The sequence below is a fragment of the Micromonospora rifamycinica genome (genome assembly GCF_900090265.1).
Classification (GTDB): domain Bacteria; phylum Actinomycetota; class Actinomycetes; order Mycobacteriales; family Micromonosporaceae; genus Micromonospora; species Micromonospora rifamycinica.
On sequence record NZ_LT607752.1, the window covers coordinates 4,315,990 to 4,336,394 of the forward strand.

General features: G+C 72.2%; 17 protein-coding genes and 1 riboswitch. Of the genes, 5 read left to right on the plus strand and 12 right to left on the minus strand.

The features are described 5' to 3' along the window. Positions 1–80: 80 nt before the first annotated feature. The 4 genes from GA0070623_RS17930 to GA0070623_RS17945 all read right to left on the minus strand — a co-directional run bounded on the left by GA0070623_RS17930 (position 81) and on the right by GA0070623_RS17945 (position 4,939). The gene (locus GA0070623_RS17930) at positions 81–1,121 is read right to left on the minus strand and encodes a C40 family peptidase (protein WP_067300718.1); all 1,041 of its coding nucleotides are present in this window, start codon (positions 1,119–1,121) and stop codon (positions 81–83) included. Positions 1,122–1,133: 12 nt separating this feature from the next. After that, positions 1,134–1,270, minus strand: a riboswitch (cyclic di-AMP (ydaO/yuaA leader). Between the two features lie 155 nt (positions 1,271–1,425). Beyond that, a complete protein-coding gene (locus tag GA0070623_RS17935; RefSeq protein WP_407937942.1) occupies positions 1,426–2,433 on the minus strand; it encodes a C40 family peptidase in 1,008 nt (335 codons plus the stop codon). A gap of 168 nt (positions 2,434–2,601) precedes the next feature. Then, complete coding sequence (locus tag GA0070623_RS17940) at positions 2,602–3,606, minus strand: hemolysin family protein (protein ID WP_067300724.1); 1,005 nt, start codon at positions 3,604–3,606, stop codon at positions 2,602–2,604. After that, positions 3,599–4,939 (minus strand): hemolysin family protein, encoded by a 1,341-nt coding sequence (locus tag GA0070623_RS17945; RefSeq protein WP_172898420.1) that lies wholly within the window; start codon positions 4,937–4,939, stop codon positions 3,599–3,601. Before GA0070623_RS17945 ends, GA0070623_RS17940 begins: the two co-directional genes overlap by 8 nt. Here GA0070623_RS17945 and GA0070623_RS17950 point away from each other — a divergent pair. After that, positions 4,938–5,732 carry a GOLPH3/VPS74 family protein gene (locus GA0070623_RS17950; protein ID WP_084260979.1) on the plus strand — a complete coding sequence of 265 codons (795 nt, stop codon included), beginning with the start codon at positions 4,938–4,940 and terminating at the stop codon, positions 5,730–5,732. The genes GA0070623_RS17945 and GA0070623_RS17950 overlap by 2 nt on opposite strands. 169 nt (positions 5,733–5,901) lie before the next feature. Here the strand turns inward: GA0070623_RS17950 and GA0070623_RS17955 are convergent, their stop codons facing one another. After that, positions 5,902–8,121, minus strand: coding sequence for a (Fe-S)-binding protein (locus GA0070623_RS17955; RefSeq protein ID WP_067300729.1), 2,220 nt, complete (start codon positions 8,119–8,121; stop codon positions 5,902–5,904). 291 nt (positions 8,122–8,412) lie between these two features. After that, entirely contained in the window at positions 8,413–8,676 is a 264-nt protein-coding gene (locus GA0070623_RS17960) for a cell division protein CrgA (RefSeq protein WP_067300732.1), read from the minus strand. 227 nt (positions 8,677–8,903) lie between these two features. Here GA0070623_RS17960 and GA0070623_RS17965 point away from each other — a divergent pair, with 227 nt between their 5' ends. The 4 genes from GA0070623_RS17965 to GA0070623_RS17980 all read left to right on the plus strand — a co-directional run bounded on the left by GA0070623_RS17965 (position 8,904) and on the right by GA0070623_RS17980 (position 11,977). Then, entirely contained in the window at positions 8,904–9,710 is an 807-nt protein-coding gene (locus GA0070623_RS17965) for a DUF881 domain-containing protein (protein WP_067300735.1), read from the plus strand. 428 nt (positions 9,711–10,138) lie between these two features. Beyond that, entirely contained in the window at positions 10,139–11,038 is a 900-nt protein-coding gene (locus tag GA0070623_RS17970; protein WP_331715185.1) for a class E sortase, read from the plus strand. Positions 11,039–11,043: 5 nt separating this feature from the next. Next, positions 11,044–11,322: a hypothetical protein gene (locus GA0070623_RS17975; protein WP_089004104.1), complete on the plus strand. Its 279-nt coding sequence runs from the start codon at positions 11,044–11,046 to the stop codon at positions 11,320–11,322. Between the two features lie 4 nt (positions 11,323–11,326). Next, complete coding sequence (locus tag GA0070623_RS17980) at positions 11,327–11,977, plus strand: aminodeoxychorismate/anthranilate synthase component II (protein WP_067300745.1); 651 nt, start codon at positions 11,327–11,329, stop codon at positions 11,975–11,977. A 129-nt stretch (positions 11,978–12,106) separates the two neighbouring features. Here GA0070623_RS17980 and pknB read toward each other — a convergent pair whose 3' ends face one another. The 6 genes from pknB to GA0070623_RS18010 are packed head-to-tail and all read right to left on the minus strand — an operon-like array spanning position 12,107 to position 20,401. Beyond that, positions 12,107–13,912 (minus strand): Stk1 family PASTA domain-containing Ser/Thr kinase, encoded by a 1,806-nt coding sequence (gene pknB / locus GA0070623_RS17985; RefSeq protein ID WP_067300748.1) that lies wholly within the window; start codon positions 13,910–13,912, stop codon positions 12,107–12,109. Next, positions 13,909–15,438, minus strand: coding sequence for a serine/threonine-protein kinase (locus tag GA0070623_RS17990; protein WP_067300991.1), 1,530 nt, complete (start codon positions 15,436–15,438; stop codon positions 13,909–13,911). The genes pknB and GA0070623_RS17990 overlap by 4 nt, the downstream gene beginning before the upstream one ends. Position 15,439: 1 nt before the next feature. Beyond that, positions 15,440–16,945, minus strand: coding sequence for a peptidoglycan D,D-transpeptidase FtsI family protein (locus GA0070623_RS17995; RefSeq protein ID WP_067300751.1), 1,506 nt, complete (start codon positions 16,943–16,945; stop codon positions 15,440–15,442). After that, positions 16,942–18,432, minus strand: coding sequence for an FtsW/RodA/SpoVE family cell cycle protein (locus tag GA0070623_RS18000; RefSeq protein WP_067300755.1), 1,491 nt, complete (start codon positions 18,430–18,432; stop codon positions 16,942–16,944). Before GA0070623_RS18000 ends, GA0070623_RS17995 begins: the two co-directional genes overlap by 4 nt. A 29-nt stretch (positions 18,433–18,461) precedes the next feature. After that, positions 18,462–19,916 carry a PP2C family protein-serine/threonine phosphatase gene (locus GA0070623_RS18005; protein WP_067300758.1) on the minus strand — a complete coding sequence of 485 codons (1,455 nt, stop codon included), beginning with the start codon at positions 19,914–19,916 and terminating at the stop codon, positions 18,462–18,464. Beyond that, complete coding sequence (locus GA0070623_RS18010) at positions 19,913–20,401, minus strand: FHA domain-containing protein FhaB/FipA (RefSeq protein ID WP_067300761.1); 489 nt, start codon at positions 20,399–20,401, stop codon at positions 19,913–19,915. The genes GA0070623_RS18005 and GA0070623_RS18010 overlap by 4 nt, the downstream gene beginning before the upstream one ends. Positions 20,402–20,405: the final 4 nt, after the last annotated feature.

The window sequence follows — 20,405 nt, forward strand, 5'->3', positions numbered from 1 at the left end:
CCGCCGTGAGCGCGCACGGTCACCCCGGCAACTGACGCACCGCGTGCGGGCCTCCCGGGCGGGAGGCCCGCACGCGCGGCTCAGCCGGGACGGCCGTAGCTGTTGACCGGCCCGTCGTCGACCCGCTTCATCGTGATCGGCTTACCGGCCTGGGAGGCGTGCACGACCCAGCCGTCCCCGACGTACATCCCGACGTGGTGCAGGTCGGCGTAGTAGAAGACCAGGTCGCCGGGGCGCAGGTCGGCCCGGCTCACCCGGTCGGTGACCTGGCGCTGCTGCCGGGCATTGTGCGGCAGCGAGACCCCGGCCTTCGCCCAGGCGGCCATGGTCAGCCCGGAGCAGTCGTAGTTGTTCGGGCCGGCCGCGCCCCACACGTACAGCTTGCCGATCTGGGCGCAGGCGAACTTGACCGCGGTGCCGGACGGGCCGCCGGGGTAGCCGGCCGGGCACGGGGCCGGGCGCAGCTTGCCGCCGCCGCCGTTGCCGTAGACCTTGAGCCGCAGCTTCTGCAACCGGTCGATCTCGGCGTTGATCTGCTTCTTCTTCGCCGCCAGCTGGGCCTCGGTACGGGCCAGCTGGGCGACCATCTCGTCCAGCGGCGCCTTGGTCGCGGCGAGTTCGTCGCGCAGCTCGGCGACGGCCCGCACCTCGCGCTGCTGGCGGCTGGCGAACCGGTCCAGCAGGCCCAGCTGGGTGACCACCTGGCTCGGGCTGTGGCTGCCCAGCAGGGCGTTGACGGTGGACATGTTCTCGCCCTTGTACGCCTGGACGGCGAGGCCGCTGACCTGGTTCATCGCCTGGTCGACCTGGCGCTGCAACGGCGCGATCCGCTTGCCGAGCGCGTCGGCCTGCCGGCGCTTGGCGGCGAGGTCGGCGCGGGTGGCGTTGTGCTGCTCGATGATCGGTTCGAGCCTGTTCCAGTCCTGGTCGATCTGCCGCTCGATCTCGGCGACCGAGGGGTCGGCGTGGGCGGCCGTGGCGCCACCGGTCAGGACGACCAGGGCGGCGGTCAGGGCGGTGAGGGTGGTGGTGTAGCGGGACCAGCGTGGGCGCGACGGCACCGTCTCCCGGGCGACCTGGGTCGACCGACGCGACGGTGGCCGCGGGGCATGGTGTGCCACCGGGCTCCGGGCTCCTTCTTCCTCGACCGCCTACCGGGTTAGCTGACGGGTTCGGGCGGGAAGGGAGCGCCCTACCGCGGTGGTCGCGGATTCACCCCGGCGTACCTGGGTCCCCGGCTCGCCCGGAGGCGACTCGGCGGTGTCGGGCGACGCCACCCCGGGTGGGGCGGACCTGGTGCCGACCGACGATTGACCAGAGTAGAGACGGTCGTTATCGATCCGCAACCCGCCGGGCCGGCACACTCCGTGACCGGAAAACGCGCAACCCCCGGCCCATCGGGCCGGGGGTTGACATATGTGCTGGTCAGGGGCGACGGAAGCCGGCCACGGGCATGTTGTTGATGCTGGCCACCTGGACCGGCTTACCGGTCCGCGGCGCGTGCACCATCATGTCGTTGCCCAGGTAGAGGCCGACGTGGTGCAGGTCGCTGAAGAAGAAGACCAGGTCACCAGGGCGGGCCTCGGAGCGCGAGATGGCCTTGCCCTCGTTCCACTGGGCACCGGTGAAGTGGGTCAGCGAGATGCCGGCCGCCTTGTAGGCGAACTGGGTGAGCCCGGAGCAGTCGAACGAGTTCGGCCCGGTGGCACCCCACACGTACGGGTCACCGACCTGCGCGCAGGCCGTCGCGATCGCGGTACGGGCGGCGGAGCTGACCACGCCCTTGATCGTGGGGCAGCCGTTCACCTTGACGGTGCTCTTCGGCATCGCCGCCTGGAGCCGCTTGATCTCGGCGTTGATCTTGTTCTTCTTGGCCGCGAGGTCCTTCTCCTGCTGCACCTCGGCGGCGATCAGGGTGTCGAGCTTCTGCTTCTCGGCGTCGTACTTGCGACGGACCACGAGCACGGCCTCGACCTCCCGGCGCTGCTCGGCGGCGAGCCGGTCCAGGATGGTCAGCTGCGTGGCGAGGGTGCCCGGCTTCGTGGTGGTGAGCAGCGCGCTCAGCTCCTGCGAGGGGCCGGACTTGTAGTAGCGGGAGGCGAGGTCACCGACCCGGCCGAGGGCCAACTCGCTCTGCAGGGCCAGCGGCTCGATCTTCTTCTGCAGGTCGGCCGCCTTCTTGCGGTTGACCTTGAGCTGTGCCTGGACCTTGTGGTGGCTCTCGATGGTCGGTTCGATCTGTTCCCACTGCTTGTCGAGGGCTGCCTCGATCTCCTCGGGCGTCGGCGCGGCGGACGCCGGCACGGCGAGCATCCCGGCGCCGACGGCGACCGCCGCGACCACGGTGAGCAGGCGGCGGGCGACCCGGCTGAGGACTGCCGGCCGAGTGGGCGGCTGGCCCTGGACGTGACGTTGGGGGGGCATGGTTGCCACCGGCGTCGACTCCTTTGCAACCGACCGCCGGGCGTCTCGCTAAGGGGAAGAAGGAGACAGACATCCCACAGCGGCCGGTGCAACATTAGGGGGAGTCACGGTACGGAATCAAGGCGGGTGGGCCATCCATCACATCAGCGCAATCGCTTGCACACAAAGGGTGCTCGCTCAATTCCCAACGATCGCAGTCAATACATCGTCGAGGGTGACCACCCCGAGCGGACGGCGACCGTCGCTCACCAGCACCATGTGCCGCCGCTCGCGCCGCATCGCCAGCAGCAGATCGGCCAGCGTACGGTCCGGCGGCACCACCGCCAGCGGCCGGTAGACCTCGGCCGGCACCGGTGCCCGGCGGGACGCCCCGGCGTACCCGAGGACGTCCTTGACGTGCACGAAACCCAGCACCCGACGGGTGGAACGCTGCACCACCGGAAAGCGGGAGCGGCCGGTGCTGGTCGCCAGCACCTCCAACGAGGCCGGCGAGACGTCCTCGGCCACGGTGGTCACCGTGGACCACGGTTGCAACGCGTCCGCCGCCGTCCGGTCGTGCAACGCCAACGCGCCGGTGATCCGGGCGTGCTCCTCGGCGTCGAGCAGCCCCTCGGTGCGGGCCTGGGCCACCAGACCGGCCAGCTCCTCGGCGGTGAAGACCGTCTTCACCGCGTCGGTGGCCTCCACCGCCCACAGTCGCAGCACCTGCCGGGACGCCCACTTCATCGCCAGTAGCAGCGGCTTGGTGGCCAGGCAGAACGCCAGCATCGCCGGCCCCAGCCAGAGCGCCGACGGCTCCGGACCGGCCAGGGTGATGTTCTTCGGCACCATCTCGCCGACCACGGTGTGCAGGAACACGACCACGGCCAGGGCGATCAGGAAGGAGACCGGGTGCACCGCGCCCGCCGGCAACGGCACCGCGTGGAACACCGGTTCCAGCAGATGGGCCAGGGCCGGCTCGGCGATCGCGCCCAACCCGAGCGAACAGACGGTGATGCCGAGCTGCGCCCCGGCGATCATCAACGGGATCTGGTTCATCGCCGACAGCGCCCACCGGGCGCGCTGGGAGGTCGCGGCCAACGGCTCCACCACCGTACGACGCGACGCGATCAACGCGAACTCGCTGCCCACGAAGAACGCGTTGCCGAGCAGCAGCACCACCGCGACCAGCAGCTCAGTCATCGACGTGCGACTCCTCGGGGCGGACCACCCGGACCTGTTCGATCCGGTGCCGCTCCACCTCGACGACGGTGAACGCGTAGCCGTCCGTCCGGATCGTCTCGCCGGGCAGCGGGATGTGCCCCAGTCGGGCCATCAGGAAGCCCGCCAACGTCTCGTACGGCCCCTCGGGGAGCCGGAAGCCGGTCTGCTCGTACAGTTCGTCCTCCCGCAGCACCCCGTCGACCAGCACGGTCCGCTCCCCGCCCGGCACGGTCAGCCCGGTGGCGTGGGCGTCGTCCACGGTGGCCGGATCGAACTCGTCGGCGATCTCCCCGACCAGCTCCTCGACGAGGTCCTCGACGGTCACCACCCCGTCCGTGCCGCCGTACTCGTCGACCACGATGGCCAGGTCGGCCCCGGCGGCCTTCAGCGCCGCCAGCACGCCGTCGAGGTCCAGGCTCTCCGGGACGTACACCGGCTCGCGGGCCACCGAGGCGACGGTGGTGGAGGCCCGCGCGGTCAGCGGCACACCGAGCGCGTCGGGCACGGCCGCGACACCGGTCACCAGGTCGAGGGTCTCCTCGTAGACCGGGAACCGGGTCCGGCCCGTCCGCCGGGACAGGTCCAGCAGCTCGGCGACGGTGGCGGTGGCCCGCAGCGCGATCACGTCCACCCTGGGTGTCATCGCCTCGGCGGCCCGCTTGTCGCCGAAGCGGATGGTGCGGCGCAGCAGCATGGCGGTGTCCGGCGGCAGCGCACCGGCACGGGCCGAGATGGCGGCGAGCAGGCCCAGCTCCTCCGGCGACCGGGCGCTGGCCAGCTCCTCCTGCGGCTCCACCCCGAGCTGGCGGACCAGCCGGTTCGCCGAGCCGTTCAGCCCCCTGATCAGCCAGCCGAAGGCCCGGGAGAAGGCCCGCATCGGCCCGGCGGTGGCCAGCGCCGCCGGCATCGGTCGGGCCAGCGCCAGGTTCTTCGGCACCAGTTCACCGAAGAGCATCGACAGCAGGGTTGCCAGCGCCAGGGCGAGCAGCGGGCCGAACCGGTCGGCGCCGCCCAGCGGGGCCAGCAGCGGGTCGAACAGCCGGGACAGGGCGGGCTCGGCGAGATAGCCGGTGAGCAGCGCGGTGAGGGTGATGCCGAGCTGCGCGCCGGAGAGCTGGAAGGAGAGTTCGCGCAGCGCCCGGCGGACCGTGGCGGCCGTGGCGTCACCGGCCTCGGCCCGCCGGTCGATCTCCGCCCGGTCCACGGTGACCAGGGCGAACTCGGCCGCGACGAAGAACGCGTTGCCGGCGGTCAGCAGCACGAAGCCGACCAGGGGCAACAGCGTGCCGAGCACCAGACCGTCGATGGGCATGATTGTTCCACGACCGCGCCCCGCGGTCACCGGGGCGTGGCTCACCGTCACCGCAGCCGTCGGCGGCTCCGCCCACCTGCGGGGTTGGCGTCCCGGGATTAGCGTGGACGACATGGCACCGCTCACCCTCGCCGACGAACTGGTCCTGCTCGCCTACGACGACGAGGGGGTGAACCGGCTCGGCCGGCCGCACCTCGACCACGGGCTGTCCGGGGCGGTGCTGCTGGAGCTGGCCCTCGCCGGTCGGGTCGAGGTGGTCGACGACCGGCTGGTGGTGACCGACCCCACGCCGACCGGCCACCCGGTGCTCGACGCCGCCCTCGCCGAGGTGGCCGCCGACGGCAGGCGTCGCCGGCCGAAGGACTGGATCAGCCGGCTGGCCAAGGGACTGCCCGACCGGGTGCTGGCGGGCCTGGTCGACACGGGGGTGCTGCGCCGGGAGTCCGACCGGGTGCTGCTGGTCTTCCCGCGTACCCGCTATCCGTCGCCGACCGGCGCGGAGCCGGTGGCGGAGACGGCGGCCCGGCAGCGGATGGTCGACGCGCTGCTCGCCGACGGCCCGGTGGAGGCCCGGACGGCCGCGTTGGTCGGTCTGACCCGCGCGGTCGGGCTGGACCGTAAGCTCTTCCGGGAGCTGCCGAAGGAGCGGCTCAAGGCCCGCACCACGGAGATCGCCGCCGGGGACTGGGCGTCCGCGGCGACGAAGAAGGCGATCGAGGAGACCCAGGCCGCGATCATGACGGCCACCACCGTGGCGACCTCCGCGGCGATCATCGGCGCCACGTCCTCCTGACGAGAACGGCCTCCTGACGACCACGGCTTTCTCACGACCACGGCCTTTGACGACCACGGCCTTCTCACGACCACGGCCTTCTCACGACCACGGCCTTCTCACGACCACGGCGGCGGCACCGGTCCGGTGCCGCCGCCGTCGTGCGTCCGCCGGGTCCGGCGGTACGACCTCAGCCGGCGGTCGGCGCGGTCTCCTTCTCGCCGGGCGCGGCGTCCGGCCGGACCGAGCGGAGCAGCACGCTGGCCACGTCGACCACCTCGACCTGCTCGCCGGCCCCCTTGCCGTTCACCCCGTCGTTGAGCATCGTCGAGCAGAACGGGCAGCCGACGGCGACCGTCCGCGCCCCGGTGGACATGGCCTCCTCGACCCGGTCCACGTTGATCCGCTTGCCGATCTTCTCCTCCATCCACATCCGGGCGCCGCCGGCACCGCAGCAGAAGGAGCGCTCGCTGTTGCGCGGCATCTCGACGATCCCGCTGCCGGTGCCGCCGCTGCCGCCGGCGACGGCGCTGCCGAGCACCTCCCGCGGCGGGGCGAAGACCCGGTTGTGCCGGCCCAGGTAGCAGGGGTCGTGGTAGGTGACCCCGCCGTCGACCGGCTGCACCGGGGTGAGCCGGCCGGTGCTGACCAGGTGGGCCAGGAGCTGGGTGTGGTGGACGACCTCGAAGTCGCCGCCGAGCTGGCCGTACTCGTTGCCCAGGGTGTTGAAGCAGTGCGGGCAGGTCGCCACGATCTTCCGGCTGGCCTTCTCCCGGCCCTCGAACGCCTCGTTGAGGGTCTCGACGTTCTGCTGGGCGAGCATCTGGAAGACGAACTCGTTGCCCATCCGGCGGGCCGGGTCGCCGGAGCAGGTCTCGCCCTCGCCGAGGATGGCGAAGGAGACGCCCGCCTCGTGCAGCAGGGTGGCGACCGCCCGGGTGGTCTTCTTGGCCCGGTCCTCGAACGCGCCCGCGCAGCCCACCCAGAACAGGTACTCGAAGTCGTCGACCGCGCCCACCCGGGGCACCTCGAAGTCCAGCCCCTTGGTCCAGTCCTCGCGGGTGTTCTGCGGAGCGCCCCACGGGTTGCCCTTGTTCTCCAGGTTGCGCAGCATCACCCCGGCCTCGGACGGGAAGCTCGACTCGATCAGCACCTGGTAGCGGCGCATGTCGACGATGTGGTCGACGTGCTCGATGTCCACCGGGCACTGCTCGACGCAGGCTCCGCAGGTGGTGCAGGACCAGAGCACGTCCGGGTCGATGACGCCGCCGGCCTCGGCGTCGCCGATCAGCGGCTTCTCGGCCTCGGCGAGGGTGAGCACGTCGAGGTGGGCGAGCTGCGCCTGGGTCGCCTTCTCCTCGCCGGTGAGGTCCTTGCCGCCCCCGGCCAGCAGGTACGGCGCCTTGGCGTACGCGTGGTCGCGGAGGCTGAGCACGAGCAGCTTCGGCGACAACGGCTTGCCGGTGTTCCAGGCCGGGCACTGCGACTGGCAGCGACCGCACTCGGTGCAGGTGCTGAAGTCGAGCAGGCCCTTCCAGGAGAACTGCTCGACCTGCGCGACACCGAACTGGTCTTTCTCCGGGTCGGCCTCCTCGAAGTCGAGCGGCTTGCCCTGGCTCGTCATCGGCCGCAGCGCGCCGAGCCCGGAGCCGGCCGGCCGGGTCGGCTCACGCTTGAAGAAGATGTTGAAGAACGCGAGGAAGCGGTGCCAGGCGACGCCCATGGTCACGTTCAGCGCGATGACGATCAGCCAGGTCATCGAGATGGCGATCTTGACCAGGGCGGCGATGCTCACGCCCGCCGGCCAGGCGGGCAGCAGCGCACCGACGGCGTGGCTGACCGGGGTGGCCCAGAGCGGATACTCGAAGTGGTCGGTGGCGACCTTGAAGCCCCGGATCACGAAACCCATGACCAGCACCGCGAGGACGACCGCCTCGACGAAGTAGCCCTGCCACATGGTGGAGCCGGTGAACCGGGAGCGCCCGCCCGGACGGCTCGGCCGGTTACGGACCCGGATCGCGATCAGCACCAGAATGCCGACCACGCCGAGCACCGCGATCACCTCGGTGACCAGGCCGTACACGGCGAGACCGCCGATCAGCGGCAGCCCACCGGTCGGCGAGACGACCTCGAAGTACGCCTCCAGCACAAGCAGCGACAGCACGATGAAGCCGACCATCACGAACCAGTGCGCGGCACCCACCACGCCCCACCGGAGCATCCGGGTGTGGCCGGCCGTCTCCACCAGCATGGTCCTGGCCCGGGCGCCCTTGTCGGCGAACCGCTCCGGCGCGGGCTGGCCCAGCCGGATGACGGCCACCATCTTCCGCACCGCGCGCACCGCGAGCCACACCGCCACGGCGGTGATGGCGGCGGCAAGGATCGTGGTGACGATCTGGACGCTGCCCATCGAGTCGGCCTCCCGGTCTGCTGGCTGTCGAGCGGGTCGGCGATCAGGGGCCGGCGCAGGGCGGGACCGGCGGGACGCCGCTGCCGCACCTGTGACCGGGCCGGTCGATGACCTCGCTCCGCTCGGTCATGCCGCGCAGCCTACCCGAAAGTTACCCAACAGTAACGTGAGTCTTCTCGCACCAGGCCACGCCGCCCTGCGGACACCATAGGTCCCCCGACGTCGCAGCGTCGGGCTGGGGGCGTCCAGGGTGACCTGGCACGTGTCGCGGAGCGCGCCGGAGCGCGGCGCTCAACGCCAGCGGGAGAGCAGAACCAGCGAGCCGACCATCGCGCCGAACCCGACCGCGAGGTTCCAGTAGCCCCACGAGGCGACCGGGTACTCCTGGGCGGAGAGGTAGTAGACCACCAGCCAGCCGATACCACCGACGATCAGCGCGACGGCGATCGCCGGCAGCCACACCGGGCTAGGCTTGCGCGTCGCCGCTGTCGTCGTCGGACGAACGTCCGTCGGCGGGGTGTACACCTTCTTCTTACGGACCTGAGACTTGGGCACGACGCTCTCCAGAGGGGTGACGACCTCGTCCGGCCTGACAACCGGGCGCGGGGGCGACGGTCCATGGCCAATAATGTTCGACAGCTAGCGTAGTCCGGAAGGCCGCTCCAGGCCATGAATGGGGTCGATCCGGTGCACGCGGTGACCGGATCGGGCGGGTCGACGCGACGCCGACGACCGCGCCCGCCTGTGACGGGCGTCACCATACGACGGGAGAGGAACGCTCGGTGGAGTACACATCCGGGGCGGCGTCCTGGCAGAAGGCCATGCGCCGGGCGGTCGTCGCCTTCCTGCCACGTCGGCCGAGGCAGCGCCGACCGGGCTGGTCGATCGGCGTGCCGCTGATCGCCGCCGCGGCCGGCCTGCTCTTCACCACCACGGCGACCACGGCGGGCGGTACCGCCCTGCGGGAGGACCGTCGACCCCAGCTCACCCAGCTCATCGAGGACCGCCGGGAGCAGGTGGCCGCCAGCGAGCTGCGGGCCGCCCGGCTCCGCGCCGACGTGGAGAGCGACACCGCGGCGCTGGCCGACACCGACGTGCCGATCAAGGAGCAGCGCGACCGCGCCCGGGGGCTCCAGCAGGCGGCCGGCTTCACCGCTCTCACCGGCTCCGGGCTGACCGTCGAGCTGAACGACGCGCCGCGGCGTGGCGACGGCACCATGCCCAAGGGCGCCACCAACGACGACCTGGTCGTCCACCAGGGTGACGTGCAGGCGGTGGTCAACGCGCTCTGGGCCGGCGGCGCGGAGGCCATGTCCATCATGAACGTCCGCGTGCTGTCCACCAGCGCGGTACGCTGCGTCGGTAACACCCTGCTGCTGCACGGCCGGGTGTACTCGCCACCATTCAAGATCGTAGCAATCGGCGATCCCGCTGCCCTCCAGCAGGCCCTCGCCGGCTCTCAGGGAGTCGGGTTGTTCAAGCAGGCGGTCGACCACTACCAGCTCGGCTACTCCGAGCACGTCGGCACGGTGTCCGTGCCGGCGTTCGAGGACTCGACCGCGCTGCGATCGGCGACGGTGCCTCGATGACCTACCAGGGTGGGGGGCCGCGCGACGGCGACCGGAACGACGGCCCGACCGCCTTCCTGCCCCGGGTCGACCGGTCCGCGGAGTCGTCCCCCGCCCGCACCGGTCCCGCATCGGTCGACCCCGCCCGCACCGGCCCCACCCGCAGCGATCCCGCACCGACCGGTCCCGCCCGCACCGGCCCCGCGTCGTCCGGTCCCGCCCGTCCGGGGCCGACCGGTCCGTGGCCCGCCCCGGCGCTGCCGACCCGTCAGCCACCGCCCGCCTGGCCGGGCCGACCCGCACCGGCGGCCGGAGCCCGACACGGTCCCGGTCTCCCCGGTGCCGCCCCGCGTCCGGTGCCGCCCGTCGAGACGGGACAGCTCCGGGCCGCCGCGCCGGACGGAACGCCGCGCCCGTCCGGCACGGCTGGCGGCCCACACCCCGCGACCGTGGACCCGGCGGCCACCGCCCTGCTGCCGGTGGTGCCGGCCCGGCCGACCGGCCCGGCACTGGACTCCACCGCCCTGATGGGCGCGGTGCCACCCGTCCCCGAGGACGCCCGCTCCGCTGGCCCCGCCGAGCCCCCACCACCGCCCCGGCGCGGCGAACGGGTGGTCCAGCTCCGCCCCGAGCAGACCGGCGAGGGCTACAAGAGCGTCTACTCGGAGCTGACCCGGCCCACCTTCGGCTCCCGGCTGCGCACCGGCGTCCGGGTCAGCGGCGAGGTGCTGATCACCTTCGGCCTGGTCGTGCTCCTCTTCGCCGGGTACGAGATCTGGGGCAAGTCCGCCCTGGTCGACGCCCACCAGAGCAAGCTCAACGAGCAGCTGGCCCAGGCCTGGGGGCCGACCGGCGACCCGACGGTCAGCCCGAGTGCCAAGCCGGTCGCCCCGGCCGAGGGCAAGCCGATCGCCGGGCTCTACATCCCCAGCCTCGACAAGAACTGGGTCGTCGTCGAGGGCGTCACCCAGCAGGACATCCGGTACGCCCCCGGCCACTACCCGAAGAGCGCCCTCCCTGGCGAGGTGGGCAACTTCTCCGTCGCCGGGCACCGCAACCGGGCCACCTTCTGGCGGCTGGACGAGCTGGACGTGGGTGACGCGATCATCCTGGAGGGCAAGCAGGACTGGTACGTCTACAAGGTGTACCAGTCCCGGATCGTCCGGCCCGACCAGGTGGAGGTGGTCGCGCCGGTGCCCGGCGAGCCGAACGCGAAGGCGACCCGGAAGCTGCTCACCCTGACCACCTGCAACCCGAAGTTCGACAACTACCAGCGCCTGATCGTCCACGCCGAGCTGGACCACGCGCAGCCCAAGTCCGCGGGTCCACCGGCGGAACTGCGGGGCTGACGACGATGTACTCCTGGATCTGGCGCAAGTTGCCCTTCGGGCTGCCCGGCAAGCTGATCGGGTCGGTGCTGCTCGCCACCGCGACGGTGGCGCTGCTCTGGTACGTGGTCTTCCCCTGGGCCGAGCCGCTGCTGCCCTTCGACGACGTGCAGGTCACCCAGGATTCCGGCAACCCGGGTGGCGACTCCACCACCGACCCCGACGCGCCGGCCGGTGACGGGCACGAGCTGCCGTACGACACCGACCGGAACAACACCCCGCCCGCCCCCTCTCCAAGCCGGTGAGCCCATGCGTGTCCTCGTGATCGACAACTACGACTCCTTCGTCTTCAACCTCGTGCAGTACCTGGGCCAGCTCGGGGTGGACTGCGAGGTCCGGCGCAACGACGAGATCGACGTCGCCGAGGTCGGCCGGGTCGGCGCGGCGGGCATCCTGCTCTCGCCGGGGCCGGGCAGCCCGGACCGTGCCGGCAACTGCCTCGACATCATCCACCGGTACGGCGGTGAGCTGCCGATCTTCGGCGTCTGCCTCGGCCACCAGGCGATCGGTGAGGCGTTCGGCGCGACCGTCACCCGGGCACCGGAGTTGCTGCACGGCAAGACGTCCGAGGTACGGCACCACTCGGTCGGGGTGCTGGCCGGCCTCCCCGACCCGTTCACCGCCACCCGCTACCACTCGCTGGCGGTGCTCCCCGAGACGCTCCCCGAGGAGCTGGAGGTCACCGGCTGGACGGAGTCGGGCGTGGTGATGGCGATGCGGCACCGGACCCTGCCGATCGAGGGGGTGCAGTTCCACCCGGAGTCGGTGCTCACCGAGGGCGGCCACCTGATGCTGGCGAACTGGGTGGCCGCCTGCGGCCATCCGGAGGCCCTGGAACGCGCCCCCGGGCTGGCCGCCGAGGTCGATGCCCGCCGGCTCGCCGCCTTCGCCACCGGCTGACCCGTCCGCCCCGCCGTCACCGGCCCGGGCGCCGGGTCTACCCGCGGGTCACCCTGGGGACGGCCCGGCCCGGGTGGGTGCCGATCGGCCCCGGCCCGGGTGGGCCGGCCCGTCACCTCCGGGTACGGGTCACTGGCCCTCGGTCCGGAACGGCGGCGTGGGCAGCGGGAACCCGCCACCCCCACCGTCACCGGGTGGCGTGGTCGTCGGTACCGGCGTGGTCGGGGTCGGCGGGGGCGGCTCCTCGGTGGGCTCGGGAACGGAGACCTCGATGGTCACCGTCTGCCCCTTGGCCAGGTTGCTGCCCGCCTTGGGGTTCTGTGCGCTCACCCGGCCGGCCTGGTCCGCCGGCACCTCGTCGCCCTCACGCACCCTGACCTCGTAGCCGGCCGCCTGCAGCTCCTTGCGCGCCTCGTCCTCGGTGAGACCGGTGACCCGGGGGACCTCCCGGATGTTGCCCCGGGAGACCTCCACGGTCACCTTGGTGCCCTCGGCGACCTTGCTGCCGGAGTCGGGCGTCACCTTGGTGACCTGACCGGCCGGCTGGTCGCTGTTGATGTCCTTGCGTTCGACGACGAGCTTGAGCCGGTCCAGCTGCGGCTTGACGTTGTCGAACTGCGAGCCGACCAGCCCGGCCGGGATGGAGACCTCCTGCGGGCCACCGCAGATGTTCACCGTCACCTGACGGTTCTCCTGCAGCGGGGTGCCCGCCGGCGGGTCCTGCCTGGCGACGGTCCCCTTCTTGCAGGTGCTGTCGAAGACCGGGTCACCGGTCGCCGGCACCAGCCCGGCGTTCTGGATCTCGGTGAACGCGACCGCCTGGGTCTTACCCGCGAGGTTGGGCACCGGGCTCGTCCGGGGCTCGTCACCGTTCATCAGCAGGGCCGCCACCAGCGCTATCACCGCCAGCACACCGACCGCCGCGAACGCCGCGATCACCCAGGCGGAACTCTTCCGCCGCTGCGGGTCGCCGACCCTCGCCGGGACCTGCCGGGTCTGCTGACCCATCACCTGCGTCGGGTAGCCGGCCGCGGCCGCCGCCATCGGGGTGGTCTCGTCCTGGCTCATCACCGGGGTGGCCATCACCGGCCGACCGGCGGCGGCGCGGAGCAGGTCGGCCCGCATCTCGCCGGCGCTCTGGTAGCGGTTGAGCGGGTTCTTGGACAGCGCCTTCAGCACGATCGCGTCGATCGCCGGCGTGACGTCCGGGTTGATGTCGCTGGGCGTCGGCGGGGCCTCCCGCACGTGCTGGTACGCCACGCTGACCGGGCTGTCGCCGACGAACGGCGGATGGCCGCAGACCAGCTCGAACAGCACGCAACCGGCGGCGTACACGTCGGAGCGGGCGTCGACGGCCTCGCCGCGCGCCTGCTCCGGGGACAGGTACTGGGCGGTACCGATCACCGCGCTGGTCTGGGTCATCGTGGTGGCGCCGCTGGCCAACGCGCGGGCGATGCCGAAGTCCATGACCTTGACCTGGCCGGTCTGGGTCAGCATGACGTTGCCGGGCTTGATGTCCCGGTGGATGATCCCGTGCCGGTGGCTGAACTCCAGGGCCGCGCACATGTCGGCGCAGATCTCCAGCGCCCGGCGCGGCTGGAGCCGCCCCTCGACGCCGAGGACCTCCTTGAGGGTCCGCCCGTTCACGAACTCCATCACGATGAACGGCAGGGTCTCGCCGGTCGGCGCGGTCTCCTCACCGGTGTCGTAGACGGCGACGATCGCCGGGTGGTTCAGCGAGGCCGCGTTCTGCGCCTCCCGGCGGAACCGCATCTGGAAGGTGGCGTCCCTGGCCAGGTCGGTACGGAGCATCTTGATCGCGACGTCCCGACCGAGCCGGAGATCCCGACCGCGGTGCACCTCGGCCATGCCGCCGTAACCGAGCAGCTCGCCGACCTGGTACCTGCCACCGAGCAGGCGGGCCTGGGCTGTCATCGCGTTCGTCGTCCTTCGCTCGTCGTCGTCTCGCCGGCACCCGGTCCGGGCCGTACCACCCGACGGTACGGTGTTCCGGCCGGAACGTCGCGTTCGTGGGCACTCAGCGCGCCGGACGTCGTACGCGGCGCGCCCGGATCACCACTCAGCAGGTTGTTCCGCGTCGCGTAGGAGAGCACCCCGGAACAGACCAGCACCAGGATGGCCAGCAGGACGGCCAGGGTCACCATGCCGGTCCGGGATTCACGTTCCGGGGCGGGTGGCGGCAGCGGATGCCGGGCGTACCCCATCGGCCGGTCGGACCGTACCGGCGCCGGAGGGACGGACGCGGCGCCCCGGGGCTGCTGGTAGCTCGGGGTGGTCGGAATCGGCGGACGCTGGACCACCGGCGGCTGCGGGTGCCGGGCCTGGACCGGCGGCCTGGGCTGCCCACCGACCGGCGGCCGGACCTGTCCACCCATCGGAGGTCGGGCCTGCCCGCTGACGGGCGGTCGGGTCGGTCCGCCGACCGGCGGCCGGGCCTGCCCGCCGACCGGGGGACGGTGCTGCTGGTGGGCCAGCGCGGCGGGCTGCTGCCGGGGCACGGACGGCACCTGCGCGCGGGCCATCGGACCGGCCGGCGAGGCCGGCGCTCCGGAGACCGGTCCGCCGGACACCGGCCCTCCGGAGACCGGACCGGGGTGTCCACCGCCCGCGCGGGCCTGCTGGGAGAGCACCTGCTTGGCCTGCCGGGCGACGGCGGCCAGGGCGGCGGCGCTCGGCCAGCGGTGGCCGGGCTCCTTGGCCATCGCCCGCTCCACGATCGCCTTGACCTGCGGCGGGATGTCGCCGGGCAGGGCTCGGGGAGTGTCCCGGACGTGCTTCATCGCGATCTCGAGCGGATTGTCACCCTCGAAGGGCCGGCGACCGGCCAGGCACTGGTACGCCACGACACCGAGCGCGTACACGTCGGAGGCGGGGGTGGCGACCGCGCCGGTGGCCTGCTCGGGGGAGATGTACGAGGCGGTGCCGAGCACCGATCCGGCGGCGGTGAGCTGACCGACCAGCTCGGACCGGGCGATGCCGAAATCGGTCAGCACCAGCGTGCCGTTCGGCCGGACGAGCAGGTTGCCGGGCTTGACGTCCCGGTGCACGATGCCCTTCTCGTGGGCGGCGTGCAGCGCGTCGGCGGCCTGGGCGAGCAGGGCCATCGTCCGGGCCGGGGTGAGCCGGCCGACCCGGCTGAGCGTCGCGGACAGGGCGTCGCCCTCGACATACTCCATCACCAGGAAGGCGATCTCCTGGTCGCTGCCGAAGTCGTAGACGTCCACCACGCCGGGGTGGTTGATGGTGGCCATCGTCCGGGCCTCGCCCCGGAACCGCTCGGCGAAGCCGGGCTCGTCGAGCAGCGCCGGGAGCAGGCTCTTGACCGCCACCGTACGGCCCAGCACCTGGTCGGTGCCGCGCCACACGTCGCCCATGCCGCCGCTGGCGATCCGCTCGTCGAGGCGGTAGCGGTTGCCGAGCTGCACGCCGGGGCTGAGCATGTCAGCGGCCCCCCGCATCGGCGATGGCCGCCTGCATGATCTTGCCGCCGATCCGGGCCGCCTCGCCGCTGCCGCCGCTGTCGGCCTGCTCCAGCACCACGCAGACCGCAGACACGGCGTTGCCGTTCTTGTCCAGCGCGAAGCCGATGAACCAGCCGTGGTCGGGGCGACCCGGGGCGGACTGCGCGGTGCCGGTCTTGCCACCGACGGTGTAGCCGTCGATGGCCGCCGAACTGCCGGTGCCGTTCTTCACCACGCTGACCATCATGTCCCGCAGGTCGTCGGCGACCTGACCGCTGACCGGCTGACGCAGCTCCCGGGGCTGGGCGTTGTAGTAGCTGGTGGTGCGGTCCGGCCCGAGCAGCTGCTTGACCAGGTAGGGACGCATCTGCCGGCCCTTGTTGGCGACCGAACCGGCGATCAGCGCGCCCTGGAGCGGGGTCATCCGGACGTTGTTCTGACCGATCGAGGACTGCGCCAGCGCGGCCGGGTCGGTGCCACCGTCGGGGTTCTGCATGTCGCCGGTCCGGCTGGCCGCCACCGGCAGGCCCCCCTCACCGAGCTGCCCGACGGTGAGGTCGTCCTGCTCGAAGCCGAACTGCCGGGCCTTCTCCTTCACCGTGTCCGCGCCGAGCCGTACGCCGAGCTGGGCGAACCCGGTGTTGCACGACTCGGTGACCGCGTCGATCAGGGTGACCTGCGCCTCCGGGCAGATCGACGCGGCGGCGTTACGGATCTCGGTGCCCGAGGTCGGCGGGGTCCAGCTCGGCCCGGCCGGGATCTCGGTGTCCTTGCCGACCCCGTTCTCCAGGGCGGCGGCGGCGATCACGATCTTGAAGGTGGAGCCGGGTGGCAGGGTCTCCGACAGCGCCCGGTTCTTCAGCGGGCCGGCCGGGTCCTGCTCGTACTTGTTGTAGGCCGCGGAGGCCGCGTTGGTGTCATGGTCGACCAGCGGGTTCGGGTCGAAGCTGGGCATCGAGACCAGCGCCTGCACCGCACCGGTACGCGGGTCGATGGCGATCGCCGCGCCCCGCTCCGCCCCGTTGCGGTTGTTGCGCAGCTGCTCGTAGGCGGTGTCCTGGGCGCGCTTCGAGATGCTCAGCAGCACGTTGCCGCCGCCGCTCTCGTCACCGGTGAACATGTCCTTGATCCGGTTGCCGAGCAGGGCGTCGCTGGTGCCGGCGAGGAAGTCGTTCTCCAGCCGCTCGATCCCGGTGTCGCCCAGGTTGACCGGCTTGTAGCCGAGCACGTGGGCGTACTTCGTCCCCGCCGGGTAGCTGCGCTGGAACTTCAGCTTGCCGCCGGTCTCCTTGCTGGTGGCCACGGCGGTGCCGCCGGCTTCGATGTTGCCCCGCCGTCGCTCGTACTCGGCCACCTGTACCCGGCCGTTGTAGTCGCTGTTGCGGTATTCGTCTGCCTTGTAGGCCTGGATCCAGTTCAGGTTGGCGAAGAGCAGCCCGAACAGGACCATGACGACGACGCCGACGCGGCGCAGGGGCGCGTTCACGGGCGGATCACCTCCGTGGGAGCACCGTGCAGCTGTTCCGGCGGGCCGCCACCCGGCCGACCAGCCGGGCCGCCGCCCTGGGCCACCGGCCGCCGGGCGGCGTCGGAGATCCGCAGCAGCACCGCGATGAGCAGCCAGTTCGCCATCAGCGACGAGCCACCGGCGGACAGGAACGGGGTGGTCTGACCGGTCAGCGGGATGAGCTTGCTGATCCCGCCGACGATCACGAAGACCTGGAGCCCCAGGGTGAAGGCGAGACCACCGGCGACCAGCTTGCCGAACGAGTCCCGCACCGCCAGCCCGGCCCGCAGGCCCCGCTCGACGATGAGCAGGTAGACCACCAGCAGCGCGGTCAACCCGAACAGGCCGATCTCCTCGCCGATGCCGGCGAAGATGAAGTCGTTCTGCACCTCGGGGATCTCCAGCGGCTCCCCGGCGCCCGGGCCGGAGCCGAACAGGCCACCGCTGCCCAGGCCGAGCAGCCCCTGCACCAGCTGGTAACCCCGGTCGTACGGCTCGGCGAACGGGTCGAGCCAGATCTCGGCGCGGGTGTAGAAGTTGGCGAACGGGCCACCCACCGTGCCGCCCAGCACGTAGGCGAGGTAGGCCCCGCCGAAGAAGAGCACCAGACCGATCAACAGCCAGCTGACCCGTTCGGTGGCGATGTAGAGCGTCACCACGAACATGCCGAAGTAGAGCAGCGAGGTGCCGAGGTCCTTCTCGAAGACCAGGACCAGCAGACTGATCAACCAGACCCCGAGCACCGGGCCGAGATCCCGGCCGCGCGGGAAGTCGATGCCGAGGACCCGGCGGCTGGCCAGCGACAGCACCTCACGCTTGCGGACCAGGTAGTAGGCGAAGAAGACCAGCAGCGCCAGCTTGGCGAACTCACCGGGCTGGATGCTGAACCCGCCGACCCGGATCCACAGCTTCGCGCCGTTGATCTCGGAGAACCGGCCGGGCAGCACCGCCGGGATCATCACCAGCACGATGCCGGCCAACCCCAGGGTGTACGCGTACCGGGAGACCGCCCGGTGGTCGCGCATCAGCACCAGCAGCCCGGCGGCCAGGATCACCGCGGCCAGCGTCCAGGCCAGCTGGCGGCCACCGGTGCCGGCGAAGATGGCCAGCGTCTCCCGCTCGGCGGGGGCGGCCTTGGCCAGGTCGAGCCGACGCAGGAAGCCCACCCCGACGCCGTTGAGCAGGGCCACCGCCGGCAGCAGCGCCGGATCGGCGAAAGGCGCGAGCCAGCGGATCACCAGGTGCATGCCCAGGAAGACCAGCCCGAGCGCGGCGGCCGGCATCCAGAAGTCGCGGGTGACGGTGTCGAGCAGGTTCGCCTCGACGATCGCCCCGTACGCGGCCACCAGCACCATCGCCAGCACCAGCAGGGACAGTTCGGCGTTACGCCGGGACCGCGCCAGACGTACGCCGGGCCGCTCGCCCGTCGTGGCGGGCGAGACTACCGGGTGGGCCGCTGCGGTCAAGGAGGTGTCCCTCGGATCTCAGCCGACGGTCACTCGGGCGACCGGCAGCCCGCCGGGTCTCCGGCCGGCGGAACCGCGTCGGAGGCCGAGGCGTCGGGTGTGGTGGGCAGCGTGGGGGTACCGGTGGCACCCGGAACGCCGGTCGGGCCGGGGCTGGACACGCCGGGGCTGGGCGTGCCGGGACTGGGGGTGCCGGGGCTGGGTGACGGCGTGGGCGTCGACGGCACCGGGGAGCCGGTGACGAGCGACGGCACCGGCGGGCAGACCGGCTTCAGGTTCGGGTTGGTCGGGTCCTCGCTGGTCAGCTCGGCCAACCGGCGCTGGGCATCCGTCCGGTTCTTGGCCTGGATGCCCTGCTTGACCTGCTCCTGGGCGGCCGGGGTGAGGTCGTCGAGCTTGGCCTGGCTGATCGAGTGAACGCTGGACAGGTCGAGGCCGACCACCTGGCCGGGCACCCCCCGGAAGACCGCGAGCTGCCCGTTGTCGGTCGCCCCGACGTAGTACTGCCGCTGGGTGTAGCTCCACCCGGCGAAGAGCCCGCCGCCGAGGATGACCAGCAACGCCGCCAGCATCGCCGCGGTGCGCAGCGGCCGTCGGGGGCGGTCCGGGTCGTCGTCGCGGTGGGCCGCCGGGTCCTCCGGAGCGGGGGGGCGCGGTGCGGAGAGCGCCGACGCGCGGGCCGCCGGGGTGGAGTCGTCGGCCGCGGTGGCCATCCCCCGGTCCCGGGCCGCAGCCCCGCCGACGATCGGGCTCGCCTCGACGATGTCCTGGTCGGTGGCGTCCGCGATGATGACGGTGATGTTGTCCGGGCCGCCGCCGCGCAGGGCGAGCTGCACCAGCCGCTCGACACACTGCTGCGGGTCGGTGTACTCCCGCAGGCTGTCGCCGATGGTCTCCGCGCTGACCACACCGGAGAGGCCGTCACTGCAGATCAGGTAGCGGTCCCCGGGCAGCACCTGCCGGACGCTGTACTCCGGGTCGATGTCCCGGCCGTCGAGGGCGCGGGTGAGCAGCGAGCGCTGGGGGTGGCTGCTCGCCTCCTCCGCGCTGATCCGCCCCTCGTCGACGAGCATCTGGACGTAGGTGTCGTCCTTGGTGATCTGCGCGAACTCGCCGTTGCGCAGCAGGTAGGCCCGGGAGTCGCCGATGTGGACCATGCCGAGCTTGCTGCCCGAGAAGAGGGTCGCGGTGAGCGTGGTGCCCATCCCCTCCAGCTGCGGGTTGGCGTCCACGGTGTCGCGGAGCTGCTGGTTGGCGGTGCCCACGGCCGATCGCAGCGCGTCGACGAGTGCGTCCCCCGGGACGTCCTCGTCGAGCGGCGCCATGGCACCGATGACGATGTTGCTGGCGACGTCACCGGCGGCCATGCCGCCCATGCCGTCGGCGACGGCGAGGAGCCGCGGCCCGGCGTAGACGGAGTCCTGGTTTCCGTCTCGGATCAGACCGCGGTCGCTGTGGGCCGCATAGCGCAGGGTCAGAGTCATGGCCGTAATTCGAGAGAGGTGTGGCCGATACGGATCGGCACGCCGAGGGGGACGGGGGTCGGTCCGGTGACCTTAGCGCGATCGAGGTACGTGCCGTTAGTCGAGCCGAGGTCCTCGACGAACCACTGACCGTCGCGGGGCACCAGCCGGGCGTGCCGCGCGGAGGCGTAGTCGTCGGTGATGACGAGGGTGGAATCCTCGGCCCGGCCGATGGTGATCTGCGCTTCGCCGAGGGTGATCCGGGTGCCGGCGAGCTGGCCGGCGGTGACCACCAGCTGGTGGGCCGCCCGTCCCCGCTTCGCCTTCGCCGGCTTCGCCGTCTGCTGTTGGGTCGAGGCCCCGACCGCGCGGGGCGCGGCCACCAGCCGGCCCGATCGGGCACCGGCGAAGAGATCCCGTCGGATGACACCGACCACCGTGAACACGAAGATCCACAGCAGGATCAGGAACCCGAACCGGGCGACGGTGATGACGAGTTCCGGCAAGGCG

Excerpts from the sequence above, each read along its gene's own strand:
- GA0070623_RS18005 (WP_067300758.1), bottom strand. The coding sequence starts at position 19,916 with ATGACTCTGACCCTGCGCTATGCGGCCCACAGCGACCGCGGTCTGATC.
- GA0070623_RS17950 (WP_084260979.1), top strand. The coding sequence starts at position 4,938 with ATGATTGTTCCACGACCGCGCCCCGCGGTCACCGGGGCGTGGCTCACC.
- GA0070623_RS17975 (WP_089004104.1), top strand. The coding sequence starts at position 11,044 with ATGTACTCCTGGATCTGGCGCAAGTTGCCCTTCGGGCTGCCCGGCAAG.
- pknB (WP_067300748.1), bottom strand. The coding sequence starts at position 13,912 with ATGACAGCCCAGGCCCGCCTGCTCGGTGGCAGGTACCAGGTCGGCGAG.
- GA0070623_RS17980 (WP_067300745.1), top strand. The coding sequence starts at position 11,327 with ATGCGTGTCCTCGTGATCGACAACTACGACTCCTTCGTCTTCAACCTC.
- GA0070623_RS17940 (WP_067300724.1), bottom strand. The coding sequence starts at position 3,606 with ATGACTGAGCTGCTGGTCGCGGTGGTGCTGCTGCTCGGCAACGCGTTC.
- GA0070623_RS17990 (WP_067300991.1), bottom strand. The coding sequence starts at position 15,438 with ATGCTCAGCCCCGGCGTGCAGCTCGGCAACCGCTACCGCCTCGACGAG.
- GA0070623_RS17955 (WP_067300729.1), bottom strand. The coding sequence starts at position 8,121 with ATGGGCAGCGTCCAGATCGTCACCACGATCCTTGCCGCCGCCATCACC.
- GA0070623_RS17945 (WP_172898420.1), bottom strand. The coding sequence starts at position 4,939 with ATGCCCATCGACGGTCTGGTGCTCGGCACGCTGTTGCCCCTGGTCGGC.